Source organism: Plantactinospora mayteni (assembly GCF_016862935.1).
GTDB classification, from domain to species: Bacteria; Actinomycetota; Actinomycetes; order Mycobacteriales; family Micromonosporaceae; genus Plantactinospora; species Plantactinospora mayteni.
In genome coordinates this window covers 198,736-224,997 of the sequence record NZ_BONX01000007.1, presented here as the reverse complement: position 1 = coordinate 224,997, position 26,262 = coordinate 198,736, and the positions used below count along the sequence as shown (strand labels likewise).

Genomic DNA, 26,262 nt, shown 5'->3' with positions numbered 1-26,262 from the left:
CTTGTTCGCGCCGACCGAACAGCTCGTTACCATAACCCGATCAGGTCGGTCCGGAACGGAATCCCTGGTATCGCCGCCGGACGATCTTTCGCTGTCGGAAGATGGTCGGTTCCGGTGTGGACATTGTCGGTGATCACTGCTAGGTGATCGAATACGATGCCGATCAAGGCAGCAGCGCCACCGGTCCGGCGTCGATACCGACCCGGAACAGGGCGTACGGGCGGCGTCGCCGGTCCACCCCGCCGGAGTAGTCGGGCTGCCGGTGGTACTGGTTGGCGGTCACGTACAGGTACCGGTCGGCGCCGACGGACATGGTGTCCGGCCAGAGCAGGCGCGGATCGCGTACCACGGTCTCGAACCGGCCGTCCGGGTGCCGGCGCAGGATGGCGTTCTGCTCGTACGCGGTCAGATAGAGCCGGCCCGCGTCGTCGCTCTCCAGCCCGTCGGAGCCGGACCCCTTGTCCCCCTCGTCGCGGACCGTCGCCGCCACCTCGGCGTCGTCCAGCGCCCGGTCGACCAGCGCGTCCGCCGAGACGCTGTAGAGCCGGCGGGAGGCGAGCGGGCAGTAGTAGAGGCGGCTGCCGTCGGCCGAGATCGCGATCCCGTCGGAGCCGGTGGCGACCGGGCTGGGCGGCCCGTCGGGCGGGCAGACCAGGAACGGCCGCCCCTCGACCAGCGGCCGGAACGTGCCCGGCGGTTCGGCCTTGGTGGACGGGTGGTCGTGCAGCCGGCGCCAGGACGTCCCGCTGGCCAGGTCCACCACGACGATCCCGTTCGGGCCGGAGTTGGACGAGTCGGTCAGGAACGCCACCCCGGCCGAGCGGCGGCGCAGGTCGAACCGGACGTCGTTGAGGTAGGAGGTGGGCAGCGCCACGTCGGCGGGGAAGAGGATGGTCTGGGTGACCAGGTCGGTGTCGAGGTCGACGCAGACCAGTTTCGGGCCGCCGGGGCGGGTCGGCTGGAGCTTCGGGCGGCCGGTGTCGAGCACCCAGAGCCGGTCGGTCGGGTCGACGACGACGCTCTGCACCGAGACGAAGGCGCCGGCGTCGTCGTCGCCGGCCGGCTCGTTCCAGTCCTGGTCGGGATAGGGCACGCAGGCGCCGTCCCGTACCTCGGCGACGGTGGCGTCGACCTGGTCTCCCCAACGCGGGAAGTTGACGAAGATCCGACCCTGCCGGGAGACGGTGACCCCGGTCGGCATGGCACCGGCGAAGGTGTGCACGGTCTCCAGCCGGCCGAGCGGCTCGTCGCTGGTCAGTTCGTCGCTCATCCGGCCCCCCGTGGCCCGCCCGGTCGCCGACCGGCGGCCGAGTCGGCGACCGGCTCGGCCACCACGCCACTCTAAGCCGAGCAACGCCGCCGAATAACCGGATAGCCAGATTTACTCGGACATTCCGGTTCCGACCCACCCCGGCGGGGCGGCACAGTCGCACATCGATGTAGAAGTCTTTCCAAGAGCGCCAGCAGTTGGTTAAATACCTTCAACTTTTCGCCTCGCCTGCGCCGAAAGGCCCCCGATGAAGACCGGATACGCACGTAGCCTGGCCATCCTCACCGCGGCCGCACTCGCCGCCCCGATCCTGCTGGCGGCCACCCCCGCCAGCGCCGCGACGGTCACCGTCGACAACGCCACCGCCGGCCGCTTCACCGCCAGCGCCAACTGGGGTACGTCCACCTGGTCCACCGACCGGCAGGGCCCCGACTACCGGTACGCCACCCCCGACACCACCGCCAGCGACGCCGCCTGGTTCAAGGTCAACGTACCGAGCGCCGGCAGTTACCTGGTGGAGGTCTTCTACCCGGCCGACCCCGGCTACAACAACTCCACCCCGTTCATCGTCGCCACCACCAGCGGAAACCAGACCATCCCGGTCAACCAGCGGGCCAACGGTGGCCAGTGGGTCGGCCTCGGCACCTTCTCGCTCGCCGCCGGTGACTACAACGCGGTCGGGGTCAGCCGGTGGACCAGCGGCACCGGTTACGTGGTCGCCGACGCGGTCCGGATCACCACCGCCACCGGTGGCGGCACCAGCTTCTCGATGCCGCTGCCCCGCGCCGCACTGCCGCGCAGCGAGTACGACGACCCGCACCACGACTACCCGGCGATCGACCTGCCGGTGCCGACCGGCACGGCCGCGTACGCCGTCCGGGCCGGCACCGTGGTCCGGGTCAACGACAGCAGTTGCGGCCAGGGCATCAACCTGACCGGTACCGACGGGGCGACCTACACGTACTGCCACTTCTCCGCCTGGTCGGTGGCGTCCGGTGCCACCGTCACGGCCGGGCAGCGGATCGGCTCGACCGGCAACACCGGCAACTCGACCGGCCCGCACCTGCACTTCGGCATCCGGACCGGCAGCACCCTGCGCTGCCCGCAGAACTTCCTGCTCGCCCTCTACGACGGCGTCACTCCGCCGGCCGCCAGCAGCCTGCCCACCAGCGGGTGCAGCTACTGAACCTTTTTCAACCTGAACCGCGCGGCGCATGCGCCCCGACTTCCGCCTACGGCCACGACGGACCGCAAGGGGAGGTTGAAAAAGGTTCACTGAGCGTCGGCCGCTGACCCGGCGTGCCGGGCCCCACCCGCCGTCTCCCCCAGGGGCGGGCGGGGCCCGGCACGCCGCCATCGAGCTGACCGCGGTCGTCCTGCTCGGTGCACGCCGTAGCTCGCCGGACGACGCGCAGCGGTCTACCCGGCCGGCCGGCGGTCAGGGCTTTCGGGCGACCAGTACGTCCCGGACGATCGCCTGGTCGACCCGGTGGGCGAACTCCAGGTACGGGCCGTCGGCCAGCACCTCCAGGCCGGCGTCGGCGAGTACCCCGGCCGCCTCGTCCCGGCGCGCGACATGGGTGTTCCAGGCGATGCCGAGCGCCCCACCGGGCCGGAGCAGCTCGGCCCAGACCGGCACCGCCTCGGCGAGCAGGGCCAGCGGGCTCCGCGCCAACCCCTGCCCGGCGCTCCGGCTGCCGTGCTGTACCCCGTACGGGGCGTCCGCCACCAGCAGGTCCTGGGTGCCGGGGCGGAAGAACTCGCCACTGCGGACCGTGTCCACCTGCACCACGTCCAGCCGCTGGGTCCGGCCCGCCCGGTAGGAGTCCTTGTCGGCGGCGAGGTCGACCCGCAACCGTCGGGCCACCACCTGCCGGTTCCGGCGTACCGGCCCGGACTCGGCCCGGTGCTTCACCCGCTTGCGTTTCAACCAGGTCTGGATGTACGTCGCGTACGCCTCGAAGTCCGCCCGGTCGTGGTCCACCCCGGCGGCGTCGTACCCGTACATCAGCGCCTGGTTCAGCGTGGTGCCCCGGCCGCAGAGCGGGTCGAGTACCCGGAACTTCCGGTCCAGCATCCGCGGGGCGAAGTCCGAGCCGAGCAGGGTCACGTTGAGCAGCAGCTTGGTGAACTGCTCGTTGGTCTTGCCCGGATACTTCGGAATGGTCAGCAGGTCGTCGTCGTACCGGTCCAGCCGGCACAGCTCGACCGGCCGGAGCAGCCCCCCGGTGACCTCGAACAGCACGTAGATCGACGACAGGTTGGCCAGGTAGGCGACGTCGCGGTCGTCGAGCTGGTCGGCGGTGAAGGTGACGTAGCGGGTGCCGCCGAGCACGGTCTCGGTGATGTCGTGCAGCCGACCGCCGAGCACGGCCCGGTCGAAGACCGCCAACTCGGCCCGGGTGAGCGACACCGAGGCGTCCGCGTAGACCCGGTTCGACGACGGGGAGATCAACAACGCGTACTGGCTCATCTGTCCTTCCAGCAGTTCACAGGGCTGCGACCGATAGATGGTAGACGGCCGTCCGGGCCGGCGTCGGGCGAGGTCAGCAGGGGTGTCGACGCGGCGGCGGATACTTGCGGCAGTTGATGGATGACCAGCCGCCGCACACCGGGTTAGCCTTCCCCGATGATCTATGCCGACGGTTCGGTTCCGGGCCTGTTCCCGGAGCCGACCACCCCCGAGTCCGGCAGGTGACATCGATGAGATTGACCGCGTCGAGCAGACGGAAACTCGCCACCCTCGCCGCCCTGTCCCTGGTGGCCGGGCTGCTGAGCCTGGCCCGACCCAGCCCGGCCGCCGCCGAGCCCGAGGTGGGCAGCGCCCGGCTCGTCCCGCTCCAGGTCACCGGCCCGGCCAGCGAGCGGCTCAACCTGATCCTGCTCGGTGACGGCTACACCGCCGCCGAGCTGCCGAAGTTCCACGCCGACGTGGACCGGCACATGAACGTGCAGTGGAGCATCGAGCCGTACCGCAGCTATCGGAACTACTTCAACGTCTACGTGATCGAGATCGTCTCCGGTGTCTCCGGTATCCGCTGCGACCCGGACGACGACCCGCCGGACCCGAACCGGATCACCCCGCTCGGCCTGCACTACTCGGACGGCTGCACCAACCCGCTCGCCCGGGGCATCACCTTCCAGCAGTACGGCACCCAGGCGCTGAACCGTTATCTCCAGCAGCTCGTCGCGCCGCTCGGGGTCACCGCCAACAACCGGCAGATCCTGGCGATCGCCAACACCGACACGTACGGCGGGATCGGCGGCACCAACGCGACCACCTCGGGCGGCGCACCGCAGGGGCCCCTGATCAGCCCGCACGAGCTGGGCCACTCGCTGGGACAGCTCCAGGACGAGTACCCGTACTCGAACCGGCCCGACCCGGGCGGCCCGTACTGCACCGACGACTGCGCAGAGCCGGGCTCCCGGCACCACACCCGGTTGACCGAGCAGCAGATGATCGACCAGCAGGCGAAGTGGTGGCGCTGGCTCGGCGAGGAGAGCGAGTCCGGCGGCACGATCGGCCGATACGAGAGCGGCATGTACGCCACCTCCGGCGTCTGGCGGCCCAGCGAGCACTCCATCATGCGCTGGATCGGCTTCCACTACGACCAGGTCAGCCGGGAGATCATGACGCAGCGGATCTCCGGCCGCCGTAACACCAACGCGATGGCGCTCTCCTCGACCCCCACCGACCGGGCCGTCGGACGGAACGACGTGCTCTGGGTGGAGACGCAGCATCCGAACTACCACGAGTTGGACGTGCGCTGGACGGTCAACGGGGTGGAGGTGCCGGACACCGGCAACAGCCGCAACCTGGAACTCGCCGACCTGGCCGTCCGGACCGGCGACGTCGTACGGGTGACGGTGTCGGATCCCACCGAGTTCGTCCGGGACCCGGCGATCAAGAACGGGCCGACGCTGACCCAGAGCCGGCAGTGGACGGTCGGCGCCGAGCCGAGCCCACCGTCGGAGGTGGACGTGGCGTTCACCGCCTCGACCCAGACCGACGAGCGCTCGGTCGGCGGCCAGGACGTGGTCTACGTCGAGACCACCCACCCGGTCGACCGGGTACTGGACGTGACCTGGCGACTGGACGGCACGGTGCTGCCGAACCCGCACAACAGCCGCAACCTCGACCTGGCTACGCTGCGGCTGGCCCCGGGCAGCTACCGGCTCACCGCCACGGTGACCGATCCGGCCGCCCCGGGCGGCGCCTCGGAGACCCGCACCTGGACGGTCGACAACGTCGAGGCGGGCACCACGGCGACCCTCTCGACCCCGGTCGCCACGCTGACCGGTGCCGGCAACACCCCGCACAACGTCTACTTCGAGCAGTTCACCATGGGGCTGGAGCCGACCGACGACCGGCCGGGGTTCACCGTCGGCGAGTTCCGGCTCGACCGCGACGGCTGGTTCAACTACTTCGGCTGGCCGGACGCCCCGGCCGGTACGCCGTTCCTGTTCACGCCCACCGGCACGGTCGTGAAGTCGCTGGTCTACGGCAACCTCGGCTCGGGCGGGCTCTCCAAGGCGGTCTTCGAGGAGACCGAACCGGGGTACGGCACGCACACCGTGGAGCACCGGGCGATCGACGCGGCCGGCAACATCGGTTCGGCGGACGAGTTCCGGGCCACCGTACTGCCGGGTTCCGCGCCGACCTGCACCCGGACGATCTCCGGCGCCCAGGCCGGCAACCTGACCGTCGCCAGCGGGGTGACCTGCCTCAAGGACGCCCGGGTGGCCGGGCAGGTCACCGTACGACCCGGTGCCTCGCTGGTGGTCTCCGGTGGTGCGGTCGCCGGTGGGATCAGCGCCGACCGGGCCGCCGTGGTGCAGTTCCTCGGCGCCACGGTCAGCGGATCGGTGCAGGTCAGCGGGACCACCGGGTCGGTGACGAGTGCCGGCAGCACGTTCAGCGGTGCGGTCCGGCTGACCGGCAACGCGGCCGGCGAGTACGGGCTGGCCCTGGTCGGCAACCGGATCACCGGAACGCTGTCGTGCGGCGGAAACGGCAACGTCGCCGACTTCGGGGCCCGCAACGAGATCCGGGGACAGCGCTCCGGCGACTGCGCCCGGCTCTGAGCTGACCCGGTGACGAGCGTGGTGGGACGGTGCTCCGGCACCGTCCCACCACCGCCACCGCCGTCCCGCTGGCGAGTGGCCGCCCGGGTCCGCGCTCAGGGCCGGCGCAGCACGCCGCCGTACTCGTAGAACCAGGTCTCGTCCGCTCCCCTGCCGAGGTAGGGCCGGAGCGCCTCGTCGACCGGGGCCAGCGGCGGCTGGGTCGGGTCGGGACGCCAGGTCTTCACGTCGACCAGCCCCGGCTCGACCGGCTCGAAGTCGCGGAGGAACTCCGCCACCTCGGCGACCATCCGGTTCTTCCAGGGGATGCCCATCTTCTTCACCATCGCGTTGCCGGCGTCCACCCCGGCCCGGTCGGTGCCGGCCAGTTGCGAGTAGCCCAGGTAGCTGTCCGGAGCCATCGTCTCGCGCAGCACCGCGAGCAGGTGCCGGACCTTGTCGTCGTCGACGATGGAGTGGGTGACCGAGAGCAGCAGCACCGCGACCGGCCGAGAAAAGTCGATCACCTTGCGAACGTCCTCGTCGGCGACGATCCGCTCCGGCTCGGTGACGTCGGCGGCGATCACCCGGGTCGTCTCGTCGTCGGCCAGCAGGGCACGCCCGTGCGCCAGCACGATCGGGTCGAAGTCGACGTAGGCCACCCGGGCCCCGGGCTGGAACCGCTGCGCCACCTGGTGCACGTTCGCCTGGGTCGGCAGCCCGCTGCCCAGGTCGAGGAACTGCCCGATGCCGAGGTCCCGGGCCAGGAACCGGACCGCCCGATAGAGGAAGAGCCGGTTCTCCCGGGTCACGTCCAGACTGGACGGGTACTGCGAGTTGACGAACTGCACGGCCGCCCGGTCCGCCGGGAAGTTGTCCTTGCCGCCCAACGAGTAGTCGTACATCCGGGCCGAGGTCGGTGCGTCGATCGGGAAGGCCGGGTAACCTCCGTCGTTTGGCGCGGTCACGAGATCAGCTCTCCGTACATATCGAGGGGACGGATTTACCAGGGTATCGGTTCCGTCGACCCTCTCTTTGCGAGAGTTGAGCCAACCGCGTGTCGATCTCATGACATAACCGCGCGTCGATCTCATGACCCCACCGCGTGTCGATCTCAGCCGGCGCAGCCCACCCGGTACGGAGCGAGGGCGATGTCGTCCAGCCACAGGTCGAAGTGGTCCGGGGTGGGGCCGCCCTGGTAAAGCTGCCAGCCGATCTTCACGGTGTCGGCGCGGGGCAGCACGAAGTCGACCGGGTTGCCGCCGTGCTCGCTGGTGCTGACCGTCAGCTCCGGCTGGGCGACACCGTCGATCCAGACCGCGACCCGGTTGTCGGTGGCGTCCCACTGCCACTCGACGCACTGCCACCGGTCCTCGACGGTGGGCGCGGACTCCCGCCAGTTGGTCCAGTCACCGGTCGGGCCGCCGTCGGCGCCGACACCCCAGTACGACCCGCCCAGCGGTGGTGCCCACTGGCCGCCGATCGGCCGGACCACCTCGGCGCTGCCCGGGCCGGTCGCCTCGACCAGGGTGAAGTGTGCCCAGTCGGGTGCGGTCGGAAAGGCGTCCACCTTCAACCGGATCCGGCCGTAGAAGCTGTTGCCGGGTGCGGCGAAGTCGTCCACCTTGAGGAAGGCCCGGCCGTTGCCCTCGGTGTGTACCCGGAGCACCTTGTCGTGCCGCTGCCGCTCGACCGTCAGCATCCCGTCCCTGGTGTCGATGCCCCAGGCCAGCGAGGCGGCGCCGCCGGTGGGCAGCCGCTCGAAGTCCTCGCAGAACAGCAGCGTACGCGGACCGCAGCCGCCGTGCCCGCCACCGTGCCCGGCCTGGCCACCGCCGGCCTGCGCGGCGCCGCCGCTGGCGAGTACCGCGACGGCGGTGAGGAGGATGAGGGGGAAGCGTTTCGTCAGCCCGACCATGGCGCAAGAGCATGACAGATATCGATGGATGTCGCCACCCGGCTGGGAGGCCGGTACATCGCCGAACTCCGTCGACATCGACAATCTTCCTTGCTTTACTGGGAGGTCCCGGCCGTGGCCCGGTGCCGCACCGCACCGCGCGTACCCGTACCCGCACGCGTCCCGCCCGGCCGGCGGCACCTCCGGAGGTGTGTGATGAGCAGTGGGTCCGGATCGGACTCGCCCCCTGTCGACCTGCTCCCGTCCGGGGTCTCCCGGCGCGGGGTGCTGCGCGGGACCGCGGTCGCGTCGGCCGGGCTGGCCGTCGGCACGGTGGCCGGAGCGACGATCGACACCGAACTCGCGACGCCGGCCGGGGCGGCTCCGGCACCCGAGCCGGGCGGCGCGGCGACCGTCGAGGTCACGCTGACGGTCAACGGGCGTACCGAGCGGCTGCGGGTCGACTCCCGGGTCACCCTGCTGGACGCGCTGCGCGAGCGGCTCGGGCTGACCGGCTCCAAGAAGGGCTGCGACCGGGGCCAGTGCGGCGCCTGCACAGTGCACGTCGACGGCCGCCGGGTGCTCTCCTGCCTGACCCTGGCGGCGGCCACCGCCGGTCGCCGGGTCACCACAGTGGAGGGACTGGCCGACGGCGACCGGCTGCACCCGGTGCAACAGGCATTCGTCGACTGCGACGCGTTCCAGTGCGGGTTCTGCACCTCCGGGCAGATCATGTCGGCGGTGGCGCTGCTCGACGAGGGGCACACCGGCTCGGACGACGAGATCCGCGAACACATGTCCGGCAACATCTGCCGCTGCGGGGCGTACGAGAACATCGTGGCCGCCGTCCGGACGGCCCGGCAGGGCGGGGCGGACCGATGAGGCCGTTCGACTACACGGCCGCGCAGAGCGTGTCGCAGGCGCTGGCCGGCGGCGGCGCCGGCACGGCGTACCTGGCCGGCGGGACCACGCTGGTGGACCTGATGAAACTCGAAGTGATGACCCCGCGCCAGGTGGTGGACATCAACCGGCTGCCGCTGCGCGGCGTCTCGGCGGACCGGGACGGGCTGCACGTCGGGGCACTGGAACGGATGAGCGACGTCGCCGGACACCCGCTGGTGACCGGCGGATATCCGGTGCTCGCCCAGGCCCTGCTACGCAGCGCCTCGCCGCAGTTGCGCAACATGGCGAGCATCGGCGGCAACCTGCTGCAACGGGTCCGCTGCGGCTATTTCCGGGACACCAGCACCGGCTGCAACAAGCGCCGGCCCGGCTCCGGCTGCCCGGCCGTCGACGGCGAGAACCGGGGCCACGCGATCCTCGGTACCAGCGACTCCTGCGTCGCCACCCACCCCAGCGATCTGGCGGTGGCGCTGGTCGCGCTCGACGCGCGGGTCCGGTTGGTCGGCCGGGGCGGGACCAGGGACGTCCGGCTCGCCGACTTCTACCTGCTGCCCGGGGACACCCCCGAGCGGGAACACGACCTGCGTCCGGGTGAACTGGTCACCCGGGTCACCGTACCGGCGCTGGCCTGGGCCACCCGCTCGGCGTACCTGAAGATCCGGGACCGGCAGTCGTACGAGTTCGCCCTCGCCTCGGCGGCGGTGGCGCTGGACCTGCGCGGTGGCGTGGTCCGGGACGTACGGGTGGCGGTCGGCGGGGTCGGCACCCGGCCCTGGCGGCTGCCGGCGGTGGAGGAGGCGCTGCGCGGCAGGGCGGCCCGGCCGGAGGTGTTCGAGGCGGCTGCCGCGCTGGCGGTCGAGGCGGCCCGGCCGCTGACACACAACGGGTTCAAGACGACGCTGCTCCGGCGCACCATCGTGCGCGCCCTGACGAATCTGGTGGGTTGACGATGAGCGGCGCGGCACGAACGGTCTCGGTCAACCGGGTCGACGGCCGACTCAAGGTCACCGGCGCGGCCCGGTACGCCGCCGACCAGCCCGTCGAGCGGCTCGCGCACGGCTACCTGCTGCTCAGCACCATCGCCCGGGGCACCGTCCGGGCGATGGACGTGACCGCCGCCGAGTCCTCCCCCGGCGTACTGGCGGTCTACACCCCGTTCCGCTCGCTGGCGCTACTCGGCAGCGGTACGCCGTTCAGCGTCGGGCACAGTTGGCTGCCGTTGCAGGACGCCGAGGTGCGCTACCACGGCCAGGCGATCGGGCTGGTGGTGGCGGAGACGTTCGAGCAGGCCCGGGACGCCGCCGCGCTGGTCCGGGCCGACTACGAGGTCCGGCCGGCGGCGGTCTCCTTCACCGACGGCATCCCGACGGCCACCGACCCGGGCCCGTTCATGGGCGAGCCCGCCCGGCTGGAGTTCCTGGCCGACGGGGTCGGCTCGATCGACGAGGCGCTGGCGGCCAGCGAGGTGACCGTCGCCGGCACCTACCAGCAGCCGGGCAAGCACCACAGCGCGATGGAGCCGCACGCCTGCGTCGCCGCCTGGCAGGACGGGGCGCTCACCCTCTACACCGGCACCCAGAGCGCGTCGCTGACCGTCGGGACGATGGCGGCGGCGCTCGGCGTCGAGGCGGCCAAGATCCGGGTGGTCAGCCCACACGTCGGGGGCGGCTTCGGCAACAAGATCGCCACCTGGGCGCATCCGCTGCTCGCCGCGGCTGCCGCGCGTACGCTGGGTCGGCCGGTCAAGGTGGTACTGACCCGGGAGCAGACCTTCACGATCACCGGAAACCGCTCCGCCGTACGCCAGACCGTGCGCCTGGGTGCCCGCCGGGACGGCACCCTGGTCGCGGTCAAGCACCAGGTCTGGGCCAGCCAGTCCGCCTCGGGCGGCATCTTCGAGAGTTCGGCGCACACCACCTCGCGCTACCTCTACCGAACCGAGAACCTGCACCTGGACCAGAAGATCGTGACGCTGGACGTGTCGCCGCCGACCTGGATGCGGGCACCCGGCCAGGAGTCCGGCTCGTTCGCCCTGGAGACCGCGCTCGACGAACTCGCCGCCGAACTGCGGCTGGACCCGGTCGAGCTGCGGCTGCGCAACGACGCCACGGTCTATCCGGGCCGGAACGTGCCGTGGTCCAGCAAGCACCTGGCCGAGTGCTACCGGGTCGGCGCGCAGCGGTTCGGCTGGGCCCGCCGCAACCCGGCACCCGGTGCGGTACTGCGGGGCGAGTGGCTGGTCGGGATGGGGATGGCCACCGCCAACTATCCCGGCGAGCGCTTCCCGGCCTCGGTGAACGTACGGTTCCGGCCCGACGGCGACGTGTCGGTCTCCAGCGCCACCGCAGACCTCGGTACCGGGATGTGGACCGTACTGGCCGTGCTCGGCGCGGAGGCGCTCGGCCTGCCGGTCGCCCGGATCCGCAGCGACCTCGGCGACTCCACCCTGGCCGCCAACCTCGGCGCGTTCGGCTCGGGCGCCACCGCGAGTACCGGCCCGGCGGTGGCCGTCGCCGCCGAGGCCGCGATCACCGCGCTGATCACACTCGCCGTGACCGACGAGCGATCGCCACTGCACGAGGTACCCGCCGCCGACGTCCGGTACGACCGGGGCGAACTCGTCACCTCCGACCGGCGGATCGGCTTCCCGGAGCTGCTGCGCACGGTCTCCTCGCCGGGTGTCGAGGCGACCGGCACCGCAGGCCCCGGCCCGGAGCACGGACAGCACGCCTTCACCTCGTTCGGCGCACACTTCTGCGAGGTACGGGTCAACCGGTGGACCGGCGAACCTCGGCTGAGCCGGATGACCACGGTGGTCGACGGCGGCGCGATCATCAACGCCAAGACCGCCCGCAGCCAGATCGTCGGCGGCGTGATCTTCGGCATCGGCCAGGCGCTGCTGGAGGGCGCCACCGTCGAGCCGCAGACCGGCCGGATCGCCAACGGCAACTTCGCCGACTACCTGCTGCCGGTGAACGCCGACATCCCCCCGATCGACGTGCATTTCCTCGACCACCCGGACCTGCTGTTCAACCCGCTCGGCGCCAGGGGGATCGGCGAACTCGGCACGGTCGGGGTCGCCGCCGCGATCGGCAACGCCGTCTACAACGCCACCGGGCGGCGCATCCGCGACCTACCGATCACCCTCGACAAGCTGCTCGACTGACGGCGGGCCTGGCGGGGACGGCACCTCGGCCGGCAACGACACCTCGACTGGGGACGGCACCTTGACTGGGGACGGGGCGTCGGCCGGGGACGGGGCGCCGGGCGGGGACGGGGCCGGTCGGCGGCGGCGCCGGGCGAGCAGCAGCGGCGGCCAGGGGGCGGCGCCGAGTAGCACCAGCAGGGCGAGCAGTGGCAGCCGCCACCAGCCGGAGGTCTGCGCCGGTAGCGGGGCGGGGGGCTCCGCCACCCATGGCCGGGCCGTCTTCGACCAGGCCAGGAAGGCGTCGCCGATCGGCACCGCGCCGAAGGCGTACCGCTTGGTCCACGGGGTTTCCAGGGGTACGCCGGCCAGCTCGCCGTAGTTCGCCAGCGCGCCGGCCAGCGCGGCGTCGCCGTGGACCTGGGCCGCGCCCAGTGTCACCACGGTCGCCGACAGGCTGACCCCGAGCAGCAGCGGGCCGGAGTCGACGTCACCCGCGCCGGAGGTGCCAGCCGGATACTCCCGGACGGCCGGGCCGAGCCCGAGCGGCGTGGTCACGAACCGGTCCCGGAAGCCGAGGTACTGCTCGCGGGCGAAGGCCGGGTCCACATCGACCAGGAAACGCAGGATCATGCTCTGCGAGGTGGCCCGGGCTCCCTCGGCCGGTGTCCCGGAAGTCGGATCGACGCGGTGCGGCAGCAGTCCGGTGGCCGGGTCGAGCCGCTGGCGTACCCCGGCCAGCCACCGGTCGACGGTACCGCCGAACCGGGCGGGCAACAGGGTGTCGTGCAGCCGCAGCGAGGCGACCGCCACGGTGGAGTCGACCGGCCACGCCTGGCCCGGGTACGCCGGCAGATAGGGCGAGGTCGACGTGTCGAAGGCCGTACCGAGCGCGACCGAGTCCTCGGTGAACCGGGCCAGCTCGGCCGGTTCCCGTGACGCTCCGGGTTGCAGGCTCAGCACACCGCCGCGCAACCAGTTGGTCCAGCCCCGGTAGAAGACCCCGTACGACGGGGTGAGGTCGGGGCTGAACGGCTGGCGGCCGGTCGGCGAGTCGAGGCGGTCCAGCGCCCAGCGGGCCTCCCGCAGGGCGGTGCCCCGCTCGCCCTCGGGCTGGCGCAGGCCGAGTTCCACCCAGCTCAGCCCGTAGAGGGTGTGCAGGAAGAAGTAGCCCTCGGGGAAGAGCTGCTGTGCCACCTCCCCGGCGCCACCGTCCAGCTCGGCGCGGAGGAAGGCGAGCTGGCGGCGTACCCCGGGCGGGTCGGCGATGGGACCGGCGGTGGCGGGCACGACCAGCCGGACCACCCCGATCGCCGCGCCGGCCGTGACCACGACGGCGAGCAGGAGGTACGACCAGCGCAGCACCCGGCGCGCCGTGACGGATCTTCCGAACACCCCGCCGAGGCTAGGTCGTCTGTCAAGATGGGACGACCAATCCGCAGGGAGGACGCCGGTGACCTGGGCCGAGATGCTCGCCTACTGCCTGGCCAAGCCGGGCGCCTGGCAGGACGAGCCGTGGGAGGGCGACGTGGTGGTCAAGGTGGGGCCGAAGATCTTCGCCTTCCTCGGCCAGGAGTCACGGTCCAGCGTCGGCCTCAAGTGCGGCCCGAACCGGGAGGTGGCCGACGAGTGGCTGCACCGGTTTCCGGACGACGCCTCGGCGCTGGCCTACATCGGCCGGTCCGGCTGGAACAGCCTGCGGCTCGGTGCCGGAATCCCCGACGACGAGCTACGGGAGGCGGTCGACGCCTCCTATTCCGCGGTCGTCGCCAAGCTGCCGAAACGCGACCGCCCAACGCCCTGACCGCCGCCGCCGGCGCCAGGCGCCCAAGATTCTTGGCGAGTTGGGGCGCCGGGCGAACCACAGTTCGCCATGAATCTTGACGCGCCCGGGTGTCTACGGGTGGCTCCGGACGGCAGGTTGGGATCAGCGGGGGTGGAGGCGGCGGATCGCGGCGGTCAGGGCCGGGCCGTCGAGGTCGGTGTCGGTGACCAGGGCCTGGAGCATCGCCCCGTCCAGTAGCGCGACGACGACCCGGGCCGCCTCGGGGCCGAGCCTCGGTTCCAGCAGGTCACGGAAGCCGTGCAGGCAGCCTTCGGCGAGCGGACGCAGCGCGGGATCGCGGGCCGCCGCGAGGTAGAGGTCGTACTCCAGCCGGGCCCGCCGCCGGTCCGTCAGGTATGCCTCGACCAGCCCGATCAGGGCGCCCGGAAGGTCCTCGGCGGTGTCGAGTCGCTCGGCCCAGGAGCGCAGCTCGGCGCCGAGCGCCTCGGTGGCCACGGCCAGACCGGCGGCGACCAGGTCGTCCAGGCTCGGGAAGTAATAGGTGGTGGCGCCCAGCGGCAGGCCGGCCCGGGCCGCGACCGCCCGATGGGTGGTCCGGGCGATGCCCACCTCGGCGATCACTTCGATGGCGGCGGTGGCCAGTGCCGCGCGGCGGCCCTCCGGGTCGCGGCTGCGCTGCGGGCGACGGGCGGTCACGGTGTCAGTCCCCGTCCGCGCTCGGGTCGACGGTCGGTCAATGCGCCACTCCCCCTCCGACGTTGAGCACCACGACCCCGGCGACGATCAGGCCGATCCCGGCGATCTTGGCCGGAGTGACCGGCTCACCGAGGAAGGTCGCGCCGATGGCGACGATCGCCGCCGTACCCAGGCCGGACCAGATGGCGTAGGCGACGCCGACCGGTACCTGTCGGATCGCCTGGGAGAGCGCCGCGAAGGAGACCACGTAGCCGGCCAGGCAGGCCACCGTCGGCCAGAGCCGGGTGAACCCGTGGGTCGCCTTGAGAGTACTGGTCGCGAAGACCTCGGCACCGATCGCCGCGAACAGGAAAAGGTACGCCACCACAACATCCTCCGATCGGTCTTGTACAGAAGTACTAGTACGACTGTACAAGACTGCGTCGGGAGCGTCTGGGTCAGCCGGGCTCCTCCTCCGTGTAGAGCCGGGTGACCGTCTCGGCGACGCAGCACGGCTTGCCACCCCGTTCCGGCTCGACGGTGACCCGGATGGTCACCTGCACCCCGCCGCCGGGTACCGGATCGACCTGGAGCAGTTCGGCGCTGACCCGGACCGCGTCACCGGTACGCAGCGGTGCCGGAAACCGCACCCGGTTCAGCCCGTAGTTGATCCCCATCCGGATCCCCTCGACCCGGTAGAGGTCGCGTACCAGCACCGGCAGCAGGGAGAGGGTGAGGAAACCGTGCGCGACGGTCGTGCCGTACGGGCCGGTGGCCGCCCGCTCCGGGTCGACGTGGATCCACTGGTGGTCGCCGGTCGCGTCGGCGAACGCGTTCACCCGGTCCTGCTCGATCCGGTGCCACGGGCCGGGGCCGAACTGCTCGCCGACCGCCCCGGCGAGTTCCGTCAACGAGGCGAACGTCCTCATCCCAGGTGCCCTCCGAGCTTGGTGTAACCGCGGAGCAGGTCCCGCGAGATGATCAGTCGTTGCATCTCGTCCGTGCCCTCGAAGATGCGCAGCAGCCGGACCTGCCGGTACCAGCGTTCGATCGGCAGCTCCCGGGTGTAGCCCATGCCACCGTGGATCTGCATCACCCGGTCGACCACCCGGTTGACCATGCCCGCGCCGTAGAGCTTCGCCATCGAGCTGGCGTGTCGGGAGTCGCGCCCGGCGTCGACCGTCCAGGCGGCCTGGAGCACCAGCCAGCGGGCCGCCTCCAGCTCGGTCTCCGAGTCCGCGATCATCCACTGGATCGCCTGGTTGGCGCCGATCGGCCTGCCGAAGGTCTCCCGGGTGTTGGCGTAGTCGATCGCCATCCCGAGGGCGCGTTCGGCGATGCCGAGGGCGTGCGACGGGATCAGGTAACGTCCCTTGCCGATCCAGCGCATGCCGAGGCTGAAGCCCTGGCCCAGCTCGCCGAGGATGTTGCGGTGCGGCACGCGTACGTCGTCGAATACCAGCGACGCTGGCCCGCCCTCCCCCATCGTCTGGATGGGTGCGGACGTCCAGCCCATCGCCCGGTCCACCAGGAACGCGGTCGCGCCGCCGTCGTGCACCTTCCGCTCCGGGTCGGTCACCGCGACGACGATGGCGAAGTCCGCGTCGTTGCCGTTGGTGATGAATGTCTTCTCGCCGTTCAGTACCCAGTCGTCGCCGTCGCGCCGGGCCCGCAGCCGGATGTTGGCCACGTCCGAGCCGGCGCCCGGTTCGGTGATGGCGAAACAGGAGACCCGCTCACCCTCGATGGTCGGGACCAGGAACTCCGCCCGCTGCGCCGGGTCGGCCTCGAAGAGGATGTTGTCCGCCTCGCCGCCGAACCGGAACGGTACGAAGCTGCGCCCGATCTCCGTCCAGATCAGCGACTGGGTGACGGCGGGCAGCGCCATCCCGCCGTACTCCTCCGGGGTGTCCAGGCCCCAGAAGCCGAACGCCTTCGCCTTGCGTTGGAGTTCCCGCAGTTCGTCGCGGTGCAGCCCGGGCTGGTGGGCCCGTTCCCGGCGCAGTACCTCCGGCTCCAGCGGCATCACCTCGTTGCGGATGAAGGCCCGGGCGGTGTCCCGGATCGCCCGTTCCTCGTCACCGAGCGAGAAGTCCATCCGTCCTCCTCTCGAGTTAGCGCGCACCACCGTTGACATAGAGCGTCTGGCCGCTGACGTAGGAGGCGTCGTCGCTGGCCAGGAAGGCGATCACCGCGGCGACCTCCTCCGGCTGGCCGACCCGGCGCAGCGGGGTCTGCTCCGCCGCGTACTTCTGGTGCTCGGCCGGGGTGGCACCGACCCGCTCGGCGGTGGCCGCGGTCATCGCGGTGGCGATGTAGCCCGGCGCGACCGCGTTGACGCCGATGTTGAAGGGGCCGAGTTCGATCGCGAGGGTGGCGGTGAGCCCCTGCACCCCGGCCTTGGCCGCCGCGTAGTTGACCTGGCCCCGGTTGCCGAGCGCGGAGCGGCTGCTGAGGTTGACGATCCGGCCGTACTTCGCCGGCACCATGTGCCGCTGTGCCGCCTGGCAGCAGTGGAACATGCTGGTCAGGTTGGTGGTGAGTACCGCGTCCCACTCGTCGGCCGGCATCTTGAACAGCAGGTTGTCCCGGGTGATCCCGGCGTTGTTCACCAGTACGTCGAGCCGGCCGTACGCCGCGACGACCTCGTCGAAGGTGGCCGCCACCGCCGCGCCGTCGGTGACGTCGCAGCCGTACCCGCTGGCCTTTCCGCCGGCCTGGACGATCTCGTCGGCGGTCTGCCGCGCCCGCTCGACGGCCAGGTCCACGACGGCCACGGTGGCGCCCTCGGCGGCCAACCGCCGCGCGGTGGCCGCCCCGATCCCCTGGGCCGCCCCGGTGACCACGGCGACCCGGTCGGCGAATCTGCCCACGTTGCACTCCTCGCTGGTGGATAACGGGTGACCTGGCGGGCTTCCTCGAAGCGAAGCGCCCCCTCCGGACACCCGGGCCGGCGGTGTCCCGGCCGTTGCCCGCTAAACTAGCGCTGGAAGTTTTTCCGCGCCAGTCCCCCGGCCGGCCCGGACACCGGACGAGTCCGATCTGCCAGCGAGTTCGGACACCGGACGAGCCCGGTCCGCCAGCGAGCCGGACGCCGGACGCGTCCGGCATCGGAGCGGATCCAGGCCACCGAGCCGGCATCGGAGCGGATCCAGGCCACCGAGAAGGAGGGCGACCGAGCATGCCGCGACCCCGCCAGGCCCTGTTGAGCCGGCAGCGGATCGTCGACGCCGCCGCCGCGCTCGTCGACGCCGAGGGGCTGGAGGCGCTCTCCACCCGCCGGCTCGCGGCCGTACTCGGGGTGCGTGGCCCGTCGCTCTACAACCACTTCGCGAACAAGGACGAGATCCTCGACGCGGTAGCCGACGCCATCACGGCAGAGGTCGACGTCTCCTACTTCGCCAGCCACGACTGGCGGGACGCACTGCGGCTGTGGGGGCACTCCTACCGGCAGGCGCTGGCCGCGCACAGCAACATCGTGCCGTACCTGGCGCAGGGGCCGGGGCGGCGACCGGCGGCGCTGGCAATGGCGGACGCCGTCTACGGCGGGCTGGTGAAGGCCGGCTGGCCACCAGCCCGGGCCACCCACATCGGCGCGCTGATGCGCTATTTCGTGGCCGGTTCGGCACTCGGCTCGTTCGCCCGGGGCTTCGTCGAGGACCCGCGGCTCTACGCCGCCCGCTATCCGCATCTCGGCCAGGCGCACCGGCTCGCGGAGCACCAGCAGAGCGTCGACGAGGGTGCCTTCGCGCTCGGCCTGGACGCCCTGATCGACGGGCTGGCCCGGACCTACGAGCGGATCGTCGGCCCGCTGCCACCGCTGCCGGAGAGCTGACCGTCCGCAGGCTCGGCGGCACAGTCTCCGTCGTGGTCGGTCCGCAGGCCGCAGCGCTGGCCACCGGGCACCAGCAGGTCACAACAGACCCGATGGCGTACGTGCGGCGCGTCCTCCGCGCAGACCGTGGTCTCCCCCGCGTCGATCTCCGGCAGGAAGCCGAGCGACCGGGCGAGCGCGTACGCCAGGTCGACCGCCCCGGCGAGGTCGGCGCTGGTCGCGGGGAGGTGGATGAGGTAGCGGGGCGCCGGCGCCAAGGACGGCGAGTTCGACTTTCCGCCCGCCTGATCCCGGTGCCGCGACCTAACTCGGGTTGCGGTCGAGCTGACCCCGTGCAGGGCGACCGGCGCGGTAGACCTCGCAGGTCAGGTTGACGAGTTCGCTGAGCTGGGCGGGCGGGTCGTCCTTCCACCAGGCGAGCCAGACCGGGATCGGCTGCGCGTCGCGGACGGCGCGGTAGGCCACCCCGGGCCTGGGGTTCTGGTTGGCGGTGGCTTCCGAGGTGATGCCGACGGCCTGCCCGGCGGCGATGAGGGTCAGCCATTCGTCGACACCGTGCGTGGTACGGATCGCCGGCGGCGCCGCGCCCGGCCGCCAGAGCGCGGGCGTGGTCGTGCCGGTACGGCTGTCGATCGCGACGGTGTACCTGACGATGTCGGCGATCCGCACCGATCGTCGCCGCGCCAGCGGGTTGTCGGTGGCCACGGCGGCGTACCGGGCCTCCACCCCGACCAGGGCGGTGTCGAAGCGGCGATCGGTCAGGGGCCGGCGGATCACGGCGACGTCGGCGGTACCCTCGCTGAGTCCGCCGGTCGGGGTGTTGGAGTGCACGAACACGAGCGGCACCCGGGGATGGGCGGCGAGCCAGGTCTTCTGGAGCCGCCGGGTGTGCTTGCCCAGCGCCGCCCAGGCGTAGCCGACCCGCAGTTCGGTACGGGACTCCTCGACGATCCGTCGCAGGTGGGCGACCTCGTCGAGGACGCGGCGCGCACCGGCGAGCACGCGGCTGCCGGTGACGGTGAGCGAGACGCTGCGGGTGGTCCGTTGCAGCAGGCGGGCGCCGAGCGCGGCCTCCAGCGCGGTGACGGAGCGCGAGACGGCCGCCTGGGAGACCCCGAGGACGGCAGCCGCGTCGGTGAAGGTGCCGGCGTCGACCACCGCGACGAGGGCCCGGAGTTGACGCACCTGCACATCCGTACCCGCAGCGACATCCATACGCCCAGCGTATAGCTGCGACTGCCGGTGCATTTCTCGCATCGATCGGCGGCGCCGACACTGAAGCCATGACCACCGAGAGCACGGGCGGACCCGCCGACCGGGCCACGTCCGCACCGGCCGGCCCGAGGCGCGGGTCGATGCTGCGCGGAATCGCCACGATGATCGGCAGCGGTACGAGCAACCAGGTCGGGGCCGCGCTGGGCGCGCACGCGTTCGGCACGCTCGGCCCGGCCGGTGTCGTCGCCGTACGGCAGTTCGTCGCGGCGGCGGTGCTGTGGCCGGTGGCCCGGCCGAACCTGCGCCGCTTCACCTGGCCGCAGTGGTGGCCGACGCTGCTGCTCGGGCTGGTCTTCGCGACGATGAACCTCAGCCTCTACACCGCGATCGACCGGATCGGGCTCGGCCTGGCCGTCACCCTGGAGTTCCTCGGTCCGCTCGCCGTCGCGCTGGCCGGCTCACGAACCCGGCTCGACCTGCTCTGCGCGGCCGGCGCCTGCCTCGGCGTGTACGTCCTGGTCCTGCCCGGCCCGGCCAGCGACTACCTCGGCGTCGGGCTCGGGCTGCTCGCGGCGGCGTGCTGGGCGGCGTACATCCTGCTCAACCGGCTGCTGGGCACCCGCCTGCCGGGTCTGGAGGCGCCGGCCGCGGCGACCCTGGTGTCGGCGACGCTCTACCTGCCGGTCGCGGCGGTCCTGCTCGCCCGGGGGCGCCTGGACGGTACCGCGATCCTCTACGCGGTCGCGGCGGGCGTACTCAGCTCGGTCGTGCCGTACGCCGCCGACCTGGTCGCGCTGCGTACCGTCCCGGCCCGACTCTTCGGGGTGTTCATGAGCGTGCACCCGGTACTCGCCGCGCTGGCCGGCATCGTGATCCTCGGTCAACTCCTCGCACCGCACGAGTGGGCGGGAATCGCCGTCATCGTGACGACCAACGCCCTGGCGGTGCACTCCGCGTCGGCGCGTCGGGCCTCCGGCATCGGCCGCGCGACCGGGCTCGGGAAGCGGTCGGCTGCTGTGGCGCGTCGGCTGCGGTCAACGGCGCCGCATGGCGAACCAGGCCGCGCCGGCCACCACGACGGCGAGCGACACGACGCAGAGGAGGGTCAGCAGATGCCACGGCTTGATAGCGCCCATGCCGGGTGACCCTAGTCGATCCCCTCGGGTCGGATCCGGCCGGCCACCGCCGACCGGACCCGACCTCGCACAGTGGACACGTCGACCTGAACAGCGCCGACCGGGTCAGCGGGCGCCGGCCGCCGAGTCCTGGTGGGCGGTACGCAGGGCGGAGAGGAACGCCTCGGTCGGCTGCGCGCCGGAGATGCCGTACTTGCGGTCCAGCACGAAGAACGGCACCCCGTTCGCGCCGAACGCCCGGGCCTGCCGGATGTCCGCATCGACGTCCTTGGCGTACTCGTCGCCGGCCAGTACCCGGCGGGCCGCCTCGGCTGGTATCCCGACCTCGGTGGCGAGCCGGACCAGGGTCTCGGAGTCGTCGACGTTCTCCCCCTCGATCAGGTTGGCCCGCATCAGCCGCTCGTGCATCTCCGTGCCGAGCCCGTGCTCCCGGGCCAGGTGGGTCAGCCGGTGCGCGTCGAAGGTGTTCGCCATGATCGACCGGTCGAGGTGGTAGTCCAGCCCCTCCTCGGCGGCGAGCGAGGTCACGTGCCCCTGCATCGCGGCGACCTGGGCCGACGAGGCGCCGAGCTTCTCCCGTAGCGCCTCCGGCACCGGTCGGGGCTCCCCCTTGGGGTACGACGGGTCGAGTTGGAAGCTGCGCCAGACGACCTCGACCTCGTCGGCGTGCTCGAACTGCCCGAGTGCCGTGTCCAGGCGCCGCTTCCCGAGGTAGCACCAAGGGCAGACGATGTCGGACCACACTTCGAGTTGCACTGAATCTTCTCCTCGTTCTACCGGCAGGTTCCGTCCGAGCACACCGGGGCGTCCTCGCCGGCGGCGATCATCACCAGACCCGGGACCGCCGGAAGCGGTGCGGGCTTTGTCGGCTCGTCACCTGACACGTCCGGTTCGGCGGCCGGTCGGGCAGCCGACCCGGCGCCCGACAATTCCGCCTCCGACCTGGTCAGACTCATCAGGGCTCCCTAGTTACTCCTTGTTAGTAACCCAATTGTGCGTCACTATGATGCCAGCGGTAAGGAGGCACTTCCATGTCGGCAACGCACACCCGTGTGCCCTTCACCCCGGACGCCGACGGCGACTGCCCGGTCCGCGAGGTACTCGACCGGGTGGGCGACAAGTGGAGCGTGCTGGTCGTGGTGCTGCTCGGTCGGGGTACCCACCGATTCAGCGAGCTGCACCGGGCCATCGACGGCATCAGCCAGCGCATGCTGACGCTCACCCTGCGCGCGCTGGCCCGGGACGGCCTGGTCAGCCGTACGGTGCACGCCAGTGTCCCGCCCCGGGTCGACTACGCGCTGACCGAACTCGGTCGTACCCTGCTGGTGCCGCTGGTCGCGCTCGACGAGTGGGCCAGCGTGCACCGCGACGACGTCCGCGCCGCCCGGCGCCGCCACGACGAGGCCGCCGGGCGGACCTGACCGGAGCGGCGGTCCCGGCCCAGCCACCCGGAGCCGCCGCCGGGCGAGCCCGGACCGGACCGGACTAGACCGGACCGTCGACCAGACCCGACCAGACCGAGGGTGGGCAAGGCGGGCTGGGCTGGGCCGGGGCGGCGATCAGTCGCTCACCATCGTGATGTCGAGTTCGCGCAACTGCTCCAGGTCGGCGACCGCGTCGATGCCGATGATCCGGCCGTTGCCGACGATGAAGCTGATGGCGATCCGGATCCGGCCCTGCACCACCACCACGGCACCCGGGACACCATCGACGACGGCCGTCCGCGCACCCCGGGCACGGCCGGCGAAGAAGCCGGCGACCCGCTCCGCGCCGCGTATCTCGGCGGCGGTACCGCCCAACCGGGTGGCGGCACTGTCGGCCCGGACGACCACGTCCGGGTCGAGCAGGGTGAGCAGCGTGGTGACCTCGCCACCACGCGCGGCGGTGAGGAAGGCGTCGACGATCTCCCGCTGGCGCGGCAGATCCGCCTCGGGGGTGGTGGCATCCGCCTGGACCCGGCGGCGGGCTCGGCTGGCGAGCTGCCGGGACGCGGCTGGGCTACGCCCGACGATCGGGGCGATCTCCTCGTAGGGGACCGCGAAGAGGTCGTGCAGGACGAAGGCGAGCCGCTCGGCCGGGGTGAGGGTCTCCAGCACGACCAGCAGGGCGAGCCCGACCGAGTCGGCCAGCATCGCCTCCCGCTCCGGGTCGTCCTGCTCGAGGGCCGCGACCGGCTCGACGGTACGGGCCTCGAGGGAGTCCTCACGGCGGGAGCCACGGGATCGGAGCATGTCCAGGCAGATCCGGCCGACCACGGTGGTCAGCCAGGCGCCGAGGTTGTCGACCTCGCTGGTGTCGGTCCGACTCAGCCGCAGCCACGCCTCCTGGACCGCGTCGTCCGCCTCGGCCGACGACCCGAGCATCCGGTACGCCACGGCGCGCAACTGTGGCCGGTTCGCCTCGAACCGGTCGGCCAGCAGGTCCTTCTCACTCACGGTAGAGCCCTCACTTCGCCGTTCTTGCCCGCATTGTGAGCTATGCCACCTTCGTCACAGCGCACTCCCGGGGTTCGTCAACACAGCGACGGACGAAGACGGACCGGTGTGACAGCCAGCGACGCCGGTCAACATCAAGATCGTAAGGGAGACAAGTCATGCCGGAGCCACGGATCACCAACCCCGCCGCCCTCCTGCCGGAGGCGGTCAAGGCGATCAACCTGCTCTACAAGGAGACCCACTCGGTCGGACTGCCGGCGTCGACGCTGGAACTCGTACACCTGCGGGCCAGCCAGATCAACGGGTGCGGGCCGTGCGTGGACGCCGGCGCCCGGGCCGCGAAGAAGAACGGCGAGACCGACGACCGGCTCTTCGCGGTGGCGGTCTGGCGGGAGACGCCCTACTTCACCGACGCCGAGCGCGCGGCGCTGGCCCTGTCCGAGGCGGCCACCCGGCTGGCCGACCAGGCCGACGCCGTGCCGGACGAGATCTGGGCGGAGGCGGCCAAGCACTTCGACGAGCGGGAACTCTCGGCCCTGGTGCTCTGGATCGCCACCACCAACCTCTTCAACCGGATCAACGTCACCACCCGGCAGCAGGCCCCGCAGAACTGGGGCTGAGCCGACAGGTCACCGGCCCCCGACGAGCGCTCGCGGGTGGCGACCGTCCGCCACCCGCGAGTTGCTCCCCGCCCACGCCCACGGCCCCGCCCACGGCCACGGCCCCGCCCACGGCCACGGGCCCGGCCACGGGCCCGGGACATGGTCCGGAAGATCTCCGCAACTTTCGGTCACGCCGTTCCGGATCTCGGGCATCCGGCGGGCACTCTGATCGGCGAGGCGCCACCTGGACCGGTTAGGCAACGCACTCACCAGCTAAAACAACCTCCTCGTAAATCGCCACCAAGAAAAGGTTTCCGCAATGTTTCCGGGAAGCGTTGACATGTGGACGGAGCCGGGCCAATACTGACGCCATCGACAGCCCTCAACGTCTGTCGATGGTTCGCCACCACGATCCGCTCCCTCCGGTCGTCGACCGCGCGGCGACCGGTCCACCACCACCGCGCCGTGCGACGCCGACGTCCCGGTGCCCGTTGCCGGGAGCTGACAGCCCTGCCGGGTCGTACCGCGCCGCTGGCCCCCGCCAGCCACCACGAGGAGGAAGCAGCTAGATGAACGACACGCACCACACCCCCGCCAGACCGAGCAAGCGCCGCATCCGGCTGCTCTTCGGTGCCGCCTGCGCCGTGGCGCTGGCGGTCAGCGGCACGGCGCTGGCCCCCAGCGCGTACGCCGAGGCCGACCGGCAGGTCTGCTCGAACACCACCGGCTCGCACAACGGGTACTACTTCTCGTTCTGGAAGGACAGTGGCGACGCCTGCATGGTGCTGCGCGAGAACGGCCGGTACTCCAGCTCGTGGAGTAGGAGCACCAACAACTGGGTCGGCGGCAAGGGCTGGGCCACCGGCAGTCGCCGGACGGTCAGCTACTCGGGCACCTACAACCCGGGCAACAACAACACCTACCTCGCCCTGTACGGATGGACGCGGAACCCGCTCATCGAGTACTACGTCGTGGAGAACTTCGGCAGCTACAACCCGAGCAGCGGCGCCACCCGGATGGGTACCGTCACCACCGACGGTGGCACCTACGACATCCTCCGCAGCCAGCGGGTCAACCAGCCGTCGATCGACGGCACCGCCACGTTCTACCAGTTCTGGAGCGTCCGCCAGCAGAAGCGGAGCAGTGGCACCATCACCACCGCCAACCACTTCGACGCCTGGGCCCGCGCCGGCCTGAACCTCGGCAGCAGTTGGGCGTACCAGGTCATGGCCACCGAGGGCTACCAGAGCCAGGGAAGCTCCGACATCACCGTCCAGGAAGGCGGCGGCGGCAACCCGAACCCCACCACCCCGCCCCCCGGTGGCGGCGGCTGCACGGTCAGCGTGAGCCGGGCCGACGAGTGGAGCGACCGGTTCAACACGACCTTCTCGGTCAGCGGCGCCAGCAACTGGGTCGTCACCATTCGCACGAACGGCAGCCAGAGCCTCCAGAACAGTTGGAACGCGTCGATCAGCGGCACCAGCGGCACTCTCACGGCACGCCCGAACGGCAGCGGCAACAACTTCGGTATCACGCTCTACAAGAACGGCAACAACACCACACCCACCGCGAGCTGCGCGACCGGCTGACCCTGGGTGTGGGGTGGGGTGTGGTGCCGCCGGTGTTCCGGGGCGCGGACTGACCCGACAACGCCGAGGCACTCGCCCCGGTGGCGCGGCGGCCGATGGCCGCCGCGCCACACTGCTGCCTACCGCCCAGGTCGGAGACCATGGGCGCCGTCTGCTGCCCGGAAGAACGCGCCCGCCAACTCGGGTTTCCGGAGGAACGCGCCCGCCGACTCGGGCGACACCCGGTCAACTGGCCGGCGCGGCGGCTCTCCTGGACATCCGTACGGCGGCCACCACCAGCAGTACCAGGCTGGGCAGGTAGAAGAGTCCGAGCGAGGCGAGGCTCACCAGCACACCCAGCCCGAGCAGCACCACGGCGGCGATCGCCAGCGGTAGCCGGGCGGCCCCGGTGCCGAGCAGCGGCATCGCGCAGAACAGCACCGGCACCAGAAACAGCAGTGCCACGCCCCACCCCTCGGCCTGCACGAGGCTCTGCCGTACCTCGCGGACCTCGATCATCGGGTTCGGACCGTTGCCGAGGGTGCTGCTCTGCACGCCGGTCACGACCGGCAGGAACAGCAGCAGGGCGCCGACCGCCACCGCGAGCAGCAGCGCGGCCAGTAGCCATCGGATGCCGGGCCGGGCCGGCGAGCGCAGCGACGTTGCCTGGTCCATCGCCATCCTCCGTACCAGGTCGTCGGATGCGTCGGGCGGCGATCCCGCCACTGTCC

26 protein-coding genes are annotated in these 26,262 nt (G+C 71.7%); 11 read left to right on the top strand and 15 right to left on the bottom strand.

Annotated features, from left to right (window positions below; genetic code table 11):
* Positions 1-163: 163 nt before the first annotated feature.
* A complete protein-coding gene (locus Pma05_RS06755) occupies positions 164-1,270 on the bottom strand; it encodes an L-dopachrome tautomerase-related protein (RefSeq protein WP_203856415.1) in 1,107 nt (368 codons plus the stop codon).
* 247 nt (positions 1,271-1,517) lie between these two features.
* Between Pma05_RS06755 and Pma05_RS06750 the strand changes: the two genes are divergently transcribed.
* Positions 1,518-2,456, top strand: coding sequence for a golvesin C-terminal-like domain-containing protein (locus tag Pma05_RS06750; RefSeq protein ID WP_203856414.1), 939 nt, complete (start codon positions 1,518-1,520; stop codon positions 2,454-2,456).
* Between the two features lie 252 nt (positions 2,457-2,708).
* Here Pma05_RS06750 and Pma05_RS06745 read toward each other — a convergent pair whose 3' ends face one another.
* Positions 2,709-3,743, bottom strand: coding sequence for a TRM11 family SAM-dependent methyltransferase (locus tag Pma05_RS06745; RefSeq protein ID WP_203856413.1), 1,035 nt, complete (start codon positions 3,741-3,743; stop codon positions 2,709-2,711).
* Between the two features lie 230 nt (positions 3,744-3,973).
* Here Pma05_RS06745 and Pma05_RS06740 point away from each other — a divergent pair, with 230 nt between their 5' ends.
* Positions 3,974-6,355 (top strand): M64 family metallopeptidase, encoded by a 2,382-nt coding sequence (locus Pma05_RS06740; RefSeq protein WP_203856412.1) that lies wholly within the window; start codon positions 3,974-3,976, stop codon positions 6,353-6,355.
* A gap of 95 nt (positions 6,356-6,450) precedes the next feature.
* Here the strand turns inward: Pma05_RS06740 and Pma05_RS06735 are convergent, their stop codons facing one another.
* Positions 6,451-7,302 (bottom strand): SAM-dependent methyltransferase, encoded by an 852-nt coding sequence (locus Pma05_RS06735; RefSeq protein ID WP_203856411.1) that lies wholly within the window; start codon positions 7,300-7,302, stop codon positions 6,451-6,453.
* Between the two features lie 146 nt (positions 7,303-7,448).
* Positions 7,449-8,252: a hypothetical protein gene (locus Pma05_RS06730; protein ID WP_239311797.1), complete on the bottom strand. Its 804-nt coding sequence runs from the start codon at positions 8,250-8,252 to the stop codon at positions 7,449-7,451.
* A 405-nt stretch (positions 8,253-8,657) separates the two neighbouring features.
* Between Pma05_RS06730 and Pma05_RS06725 the strand changes: the two genes are divergently transcribed.
* From Pma05_RS06725 to Pma05_RS06715, 3 genes are read left to right on the top strand one after another with little or no spacing between them, the layout of a single operon-like run.
* Positions 8,658-9,113, top strand: a complete 456-nt coding sequence (locus tag Pma05_RS06725; protein WP_239311851.1) for a (2Fe-2S)-binding protein — start codon at positions 8,658-8,660, stop codon at positions 9,111-9,113.
* Positions 9,110-10,081 (top strand): FAD binding domain-containing protein, encoded by a 972-nt coding sequence (locus tag Pma05_RS06720; RefSeq protein ID WP_203856409.1) that lies wholly within the window; start codon positions 9,110-9,112, stop codon positions 10,079-10,081. The genes Pma05_RS06725 and Pma05_RS06720 overlap by 4 nt, the downstream gene beginning before the upstream one ends.
* A 2-nt stretch (positions 10,082-10,083) precedes the next feature.
* Positions 10,084-12,300 (top strand): xanthine dehydrogenase family protein molybdopterin-binding subunit, encoded by a 2,217-nt coding sequence (locus Pma05_RS06715; RefSeq protein WP_203856408.1) that lies wholly within the window; start codon positions 10,084-10,086, stop codon positions 12,298-12,300.
* Here the strand turns inward: Pma05_RS06715 and Pma05_RS06710 are convergent.
* The gene (locus Pma05_RS06710) at positions 12,268-13,674 is read right to left on the bottom strand and encodes a hypothetical protein (RefSeq protein WP_203856407.1); all 1,407 of its coding nucleotides are present in this window, start codon (positions 13,672-13,674) and stop codon (positions 12,268-12,270) included. The two genes, Pma05_RS06715 and Pma05_RS06710, sit on opposite strands and share 33 nt — an antisense overlap.
* Positions 13,675-13,732: 58 nt before the next feature.
* On the opposite strand from Pma05_RS06710, the gene Pma05_RS06705 reads away from it, so the two are divergent.
* A complete protein-coding gene (locus Pma05_RS06705) occupies positions 13,733-14,083 on the top strand; it encodes an MmcQ/YjbR family DNA-binding protein (protein ID WP_203856406.1) in 351 nt (116 codons plus the stop codon).
* 123 nt (positions 14,084-14,206) lie between these two features.
* Here the strand turns inward: Pma05_RS06705 and Pma05_RS06700 are convergent, their stop codons facing one another.
* The 5 genes from Pma05_RS06700 to fabG form a co-directional block, all read right to left on the bottom strand.
* Entirely contained in the window at positions 14,207-14,761 is a 555-nt protein-coding gene (locus tag Pma05_RS06700) for a TetR/AcrR family transcriptional regulator (protein WP_203856405.1), read from the bottom strand.
* A 37-nt stretch (positions 14,762-14,798) separates the two neighbouring features.
* The gene (locus tag Pma05_RS06695) at positions 14,799-15,125 is read right to left on the bottom strand and encodes a DMT family transporter (protein WP_203856404.1); all 327 of its coding nucleotides are present in this window, start codon (positions 15,123-15,125) and stop codon (positions 14,799-14,801) included.
* A gap of 73 nt (positions 15,126-15,198) precedes the next feature.
* Positions 15,199-15,669: a MaoC family dehydratase gene (locus Pma05_RS06690; RefSeq protein ID WP_203856403.1), complete on the bottom strand. Its 471-nt coding sequence runs from the start codon at positions 15,667-15,669 to the stop codon at positions 15,199-15,201.
* Positions 15,666-16,838, bottom strand: coding sequence for an acyl-CoA dehydrogenase family protein (locus Pma05_RS06685; RefSeq protein WP_203856402.1), 1,173 nt, complete (start codon positions 16,836-16,838; stop codon positions 15,666-15,668). The genes Pma05_RS06690 and Pma05_RS06685 overlap by 4 nt, the downstream gene beginning before the upstream one ends.
* 16 nt (positions 16,839-16,854) lie before the next feature.
* Complete coding sequence (fabG, locus tag Pma05_RS06680; protein WP_203856401.1) at positions 16,855-17,613, bottom strand: 3-oxoacyl-ACP reductase FabG; 759 nt, start codon at positions 17,611-17,613, stop codon at positions 16,855-16,857.
* A 308-nt stretch (positions 17,614-17,921) separates the two neighbouring features.
* Between fabG and Pma05_RS06675 the strand changes: the two genes are divergently transcribed.
* The gene (locus Pma05_RS06675) at positions 17,922-18,575 is read left to right on the top strand and encodes a TetR/AcrR family transcriptional regulator (protein WP_203856400.1); all 654 of its coding nucleotides are present in this window, start codon (positions 17,922-17,924) and stop codon (positions 18,573-18,575) included.
* Here the strand turns inward: Pma05_RS06675 and Pma05_RS06670 are convergent.
* On the bottom strand, positions 18,530-18,832 hold the full coding sequence (locus tag Pma05_RS06670; RefSeq protein ID WP_203856399.1) for a hypothetical protein: 303 nt from the start codon (positions 18,830-18,832) through the stop codon (positions 18,530-18,532). The genes Pma05_RS06675 and Pma05_RS06670 overlap by 46 nt on opposite strands.
* Positions 18,833-18,878: 46 nt before the next feature.
* A complete protein-coding gene (locus tag Pma05_RS06665; protein ID WP_203856398.1) occupies positions 18,879-19,790 on the bottom strand; it encodes a LysR family transcriptional regulator in 912 nt (303 codons plus the stop codon).
* Positions 19,791-19,858: 68 nt separating this feature from the next.
* On the opposite strand from Pma05_RS06665, the gene Pma05_RS06660 reads away from it, so the two are divergent.
* Positions 19,859-20,935 carry an EamA family transporter gene (locus Pma05_RS06660; RefSeq protein ID WP_203856397.1) on the top strand — a complete coding sequence of 359 codons (1,077 nt, stop codon included), beginning with the start codon at positions 19,859-19,861 and terminating at the stop codon, positions 20,933-20,935.
* Between the two features lie 96 nt (positions 20,936-21,031).
* On the opposite strand, the gene Pma05_RS06655 is transcribed toward Pma05_RS06660, so the two are convergent.
* Entirely contained in the window at positions 21,032-21,682 is a 651-nt protein-coding gene (locus tag Pma05_RS06655) for a DsbA family oxidoreductase (protein ID WP_203856396.1), read from the bottom strand.
* A 275-nt stretch (positions 21,683-21,957) separates the two neighbouring features.
* On the opposite strand from Pma05_RS06655, the gene Pma05_RS06650 reads away from it, so the two are divergent.
* The gene (locus Pma05_RS06650) at positions 21,958-22,347 is read left to right on the top strand and encodes a winged helix-turn-helix transcriptional regulator (protein ID WP_203856395.1); all 390 of its coding nucleotides are present in this window, start codon (positions 21,958-21,960) and stop codon (positions 22,345-22,347) included.
* Between the two features lie 138 nt (positions 22,348-22,485).
* Here the strand turns inward: Pma05_RS06650 and Pma05_RS06645 are convergent, their stop codons facing one another.
* The gene (locus Pma05_RS06645; RefSeq protein ID WP_203856394.1) at positions 22,486-23,361 is read right to left on the bottom strand and encodes a sigma-70 family RNA polymerase sigma factor; all 876 of its coding nucleotides are present in this window, start codon (positions 23,359-23,361) and stop codon (positions 22,486-22,488) included.
* A gap of 158 nt (positions 23,362-23,519) precedes the next feature.
* Here Pma05_RS06645 and Pma05_RS06640 point away from each other — a divergent pair, with 158 nt between their 5' ends.
* Both Pma05_RS06640 and Pma05_RS06635 read left to right on the top strand, forming a co-directional pair.
* Complete coding sequence (locus Pma05_RS06640) at positions 23,520-23,981, top strand: carboxymuconolactone decarboxylase family protein (protein WP_203856393.1); 462 nt, start codon at positions 23,520-23,522, stop codon at positions 23,979-23,981.
* 551 nt (positions 23,982-24,532) lie between these two features.
* A complete protein-coding gene (locus tag Pma05_RS06635; RefSeq protein ID WP_203856392.1) occupies positions 24,533-25,552 on the top strand; it encodes a glycoside hydrolase family 11 protein in 1,020 nt (339 codons plus the stop codon).
* 225 nt (positions 25,553-25,777) lie between these two features.
* On the opposite strand, the gene Pma05_RS06630 is transcribed toward Pma05_RS06635, so the two are convergent.
* Positions 25,778-26,206: a hypothetical protein gene (locus Pma05_RS06630; RefSeq protein WP_203856391.1), complete on the bottom strand. Its 429-nt coding sequence runs from the start codon at positions 26,204-26,206 to the stop codon at positions 25,778-25,780.
* Positions 26,207-26,262 lie beyond the last annotated feature (56 nt).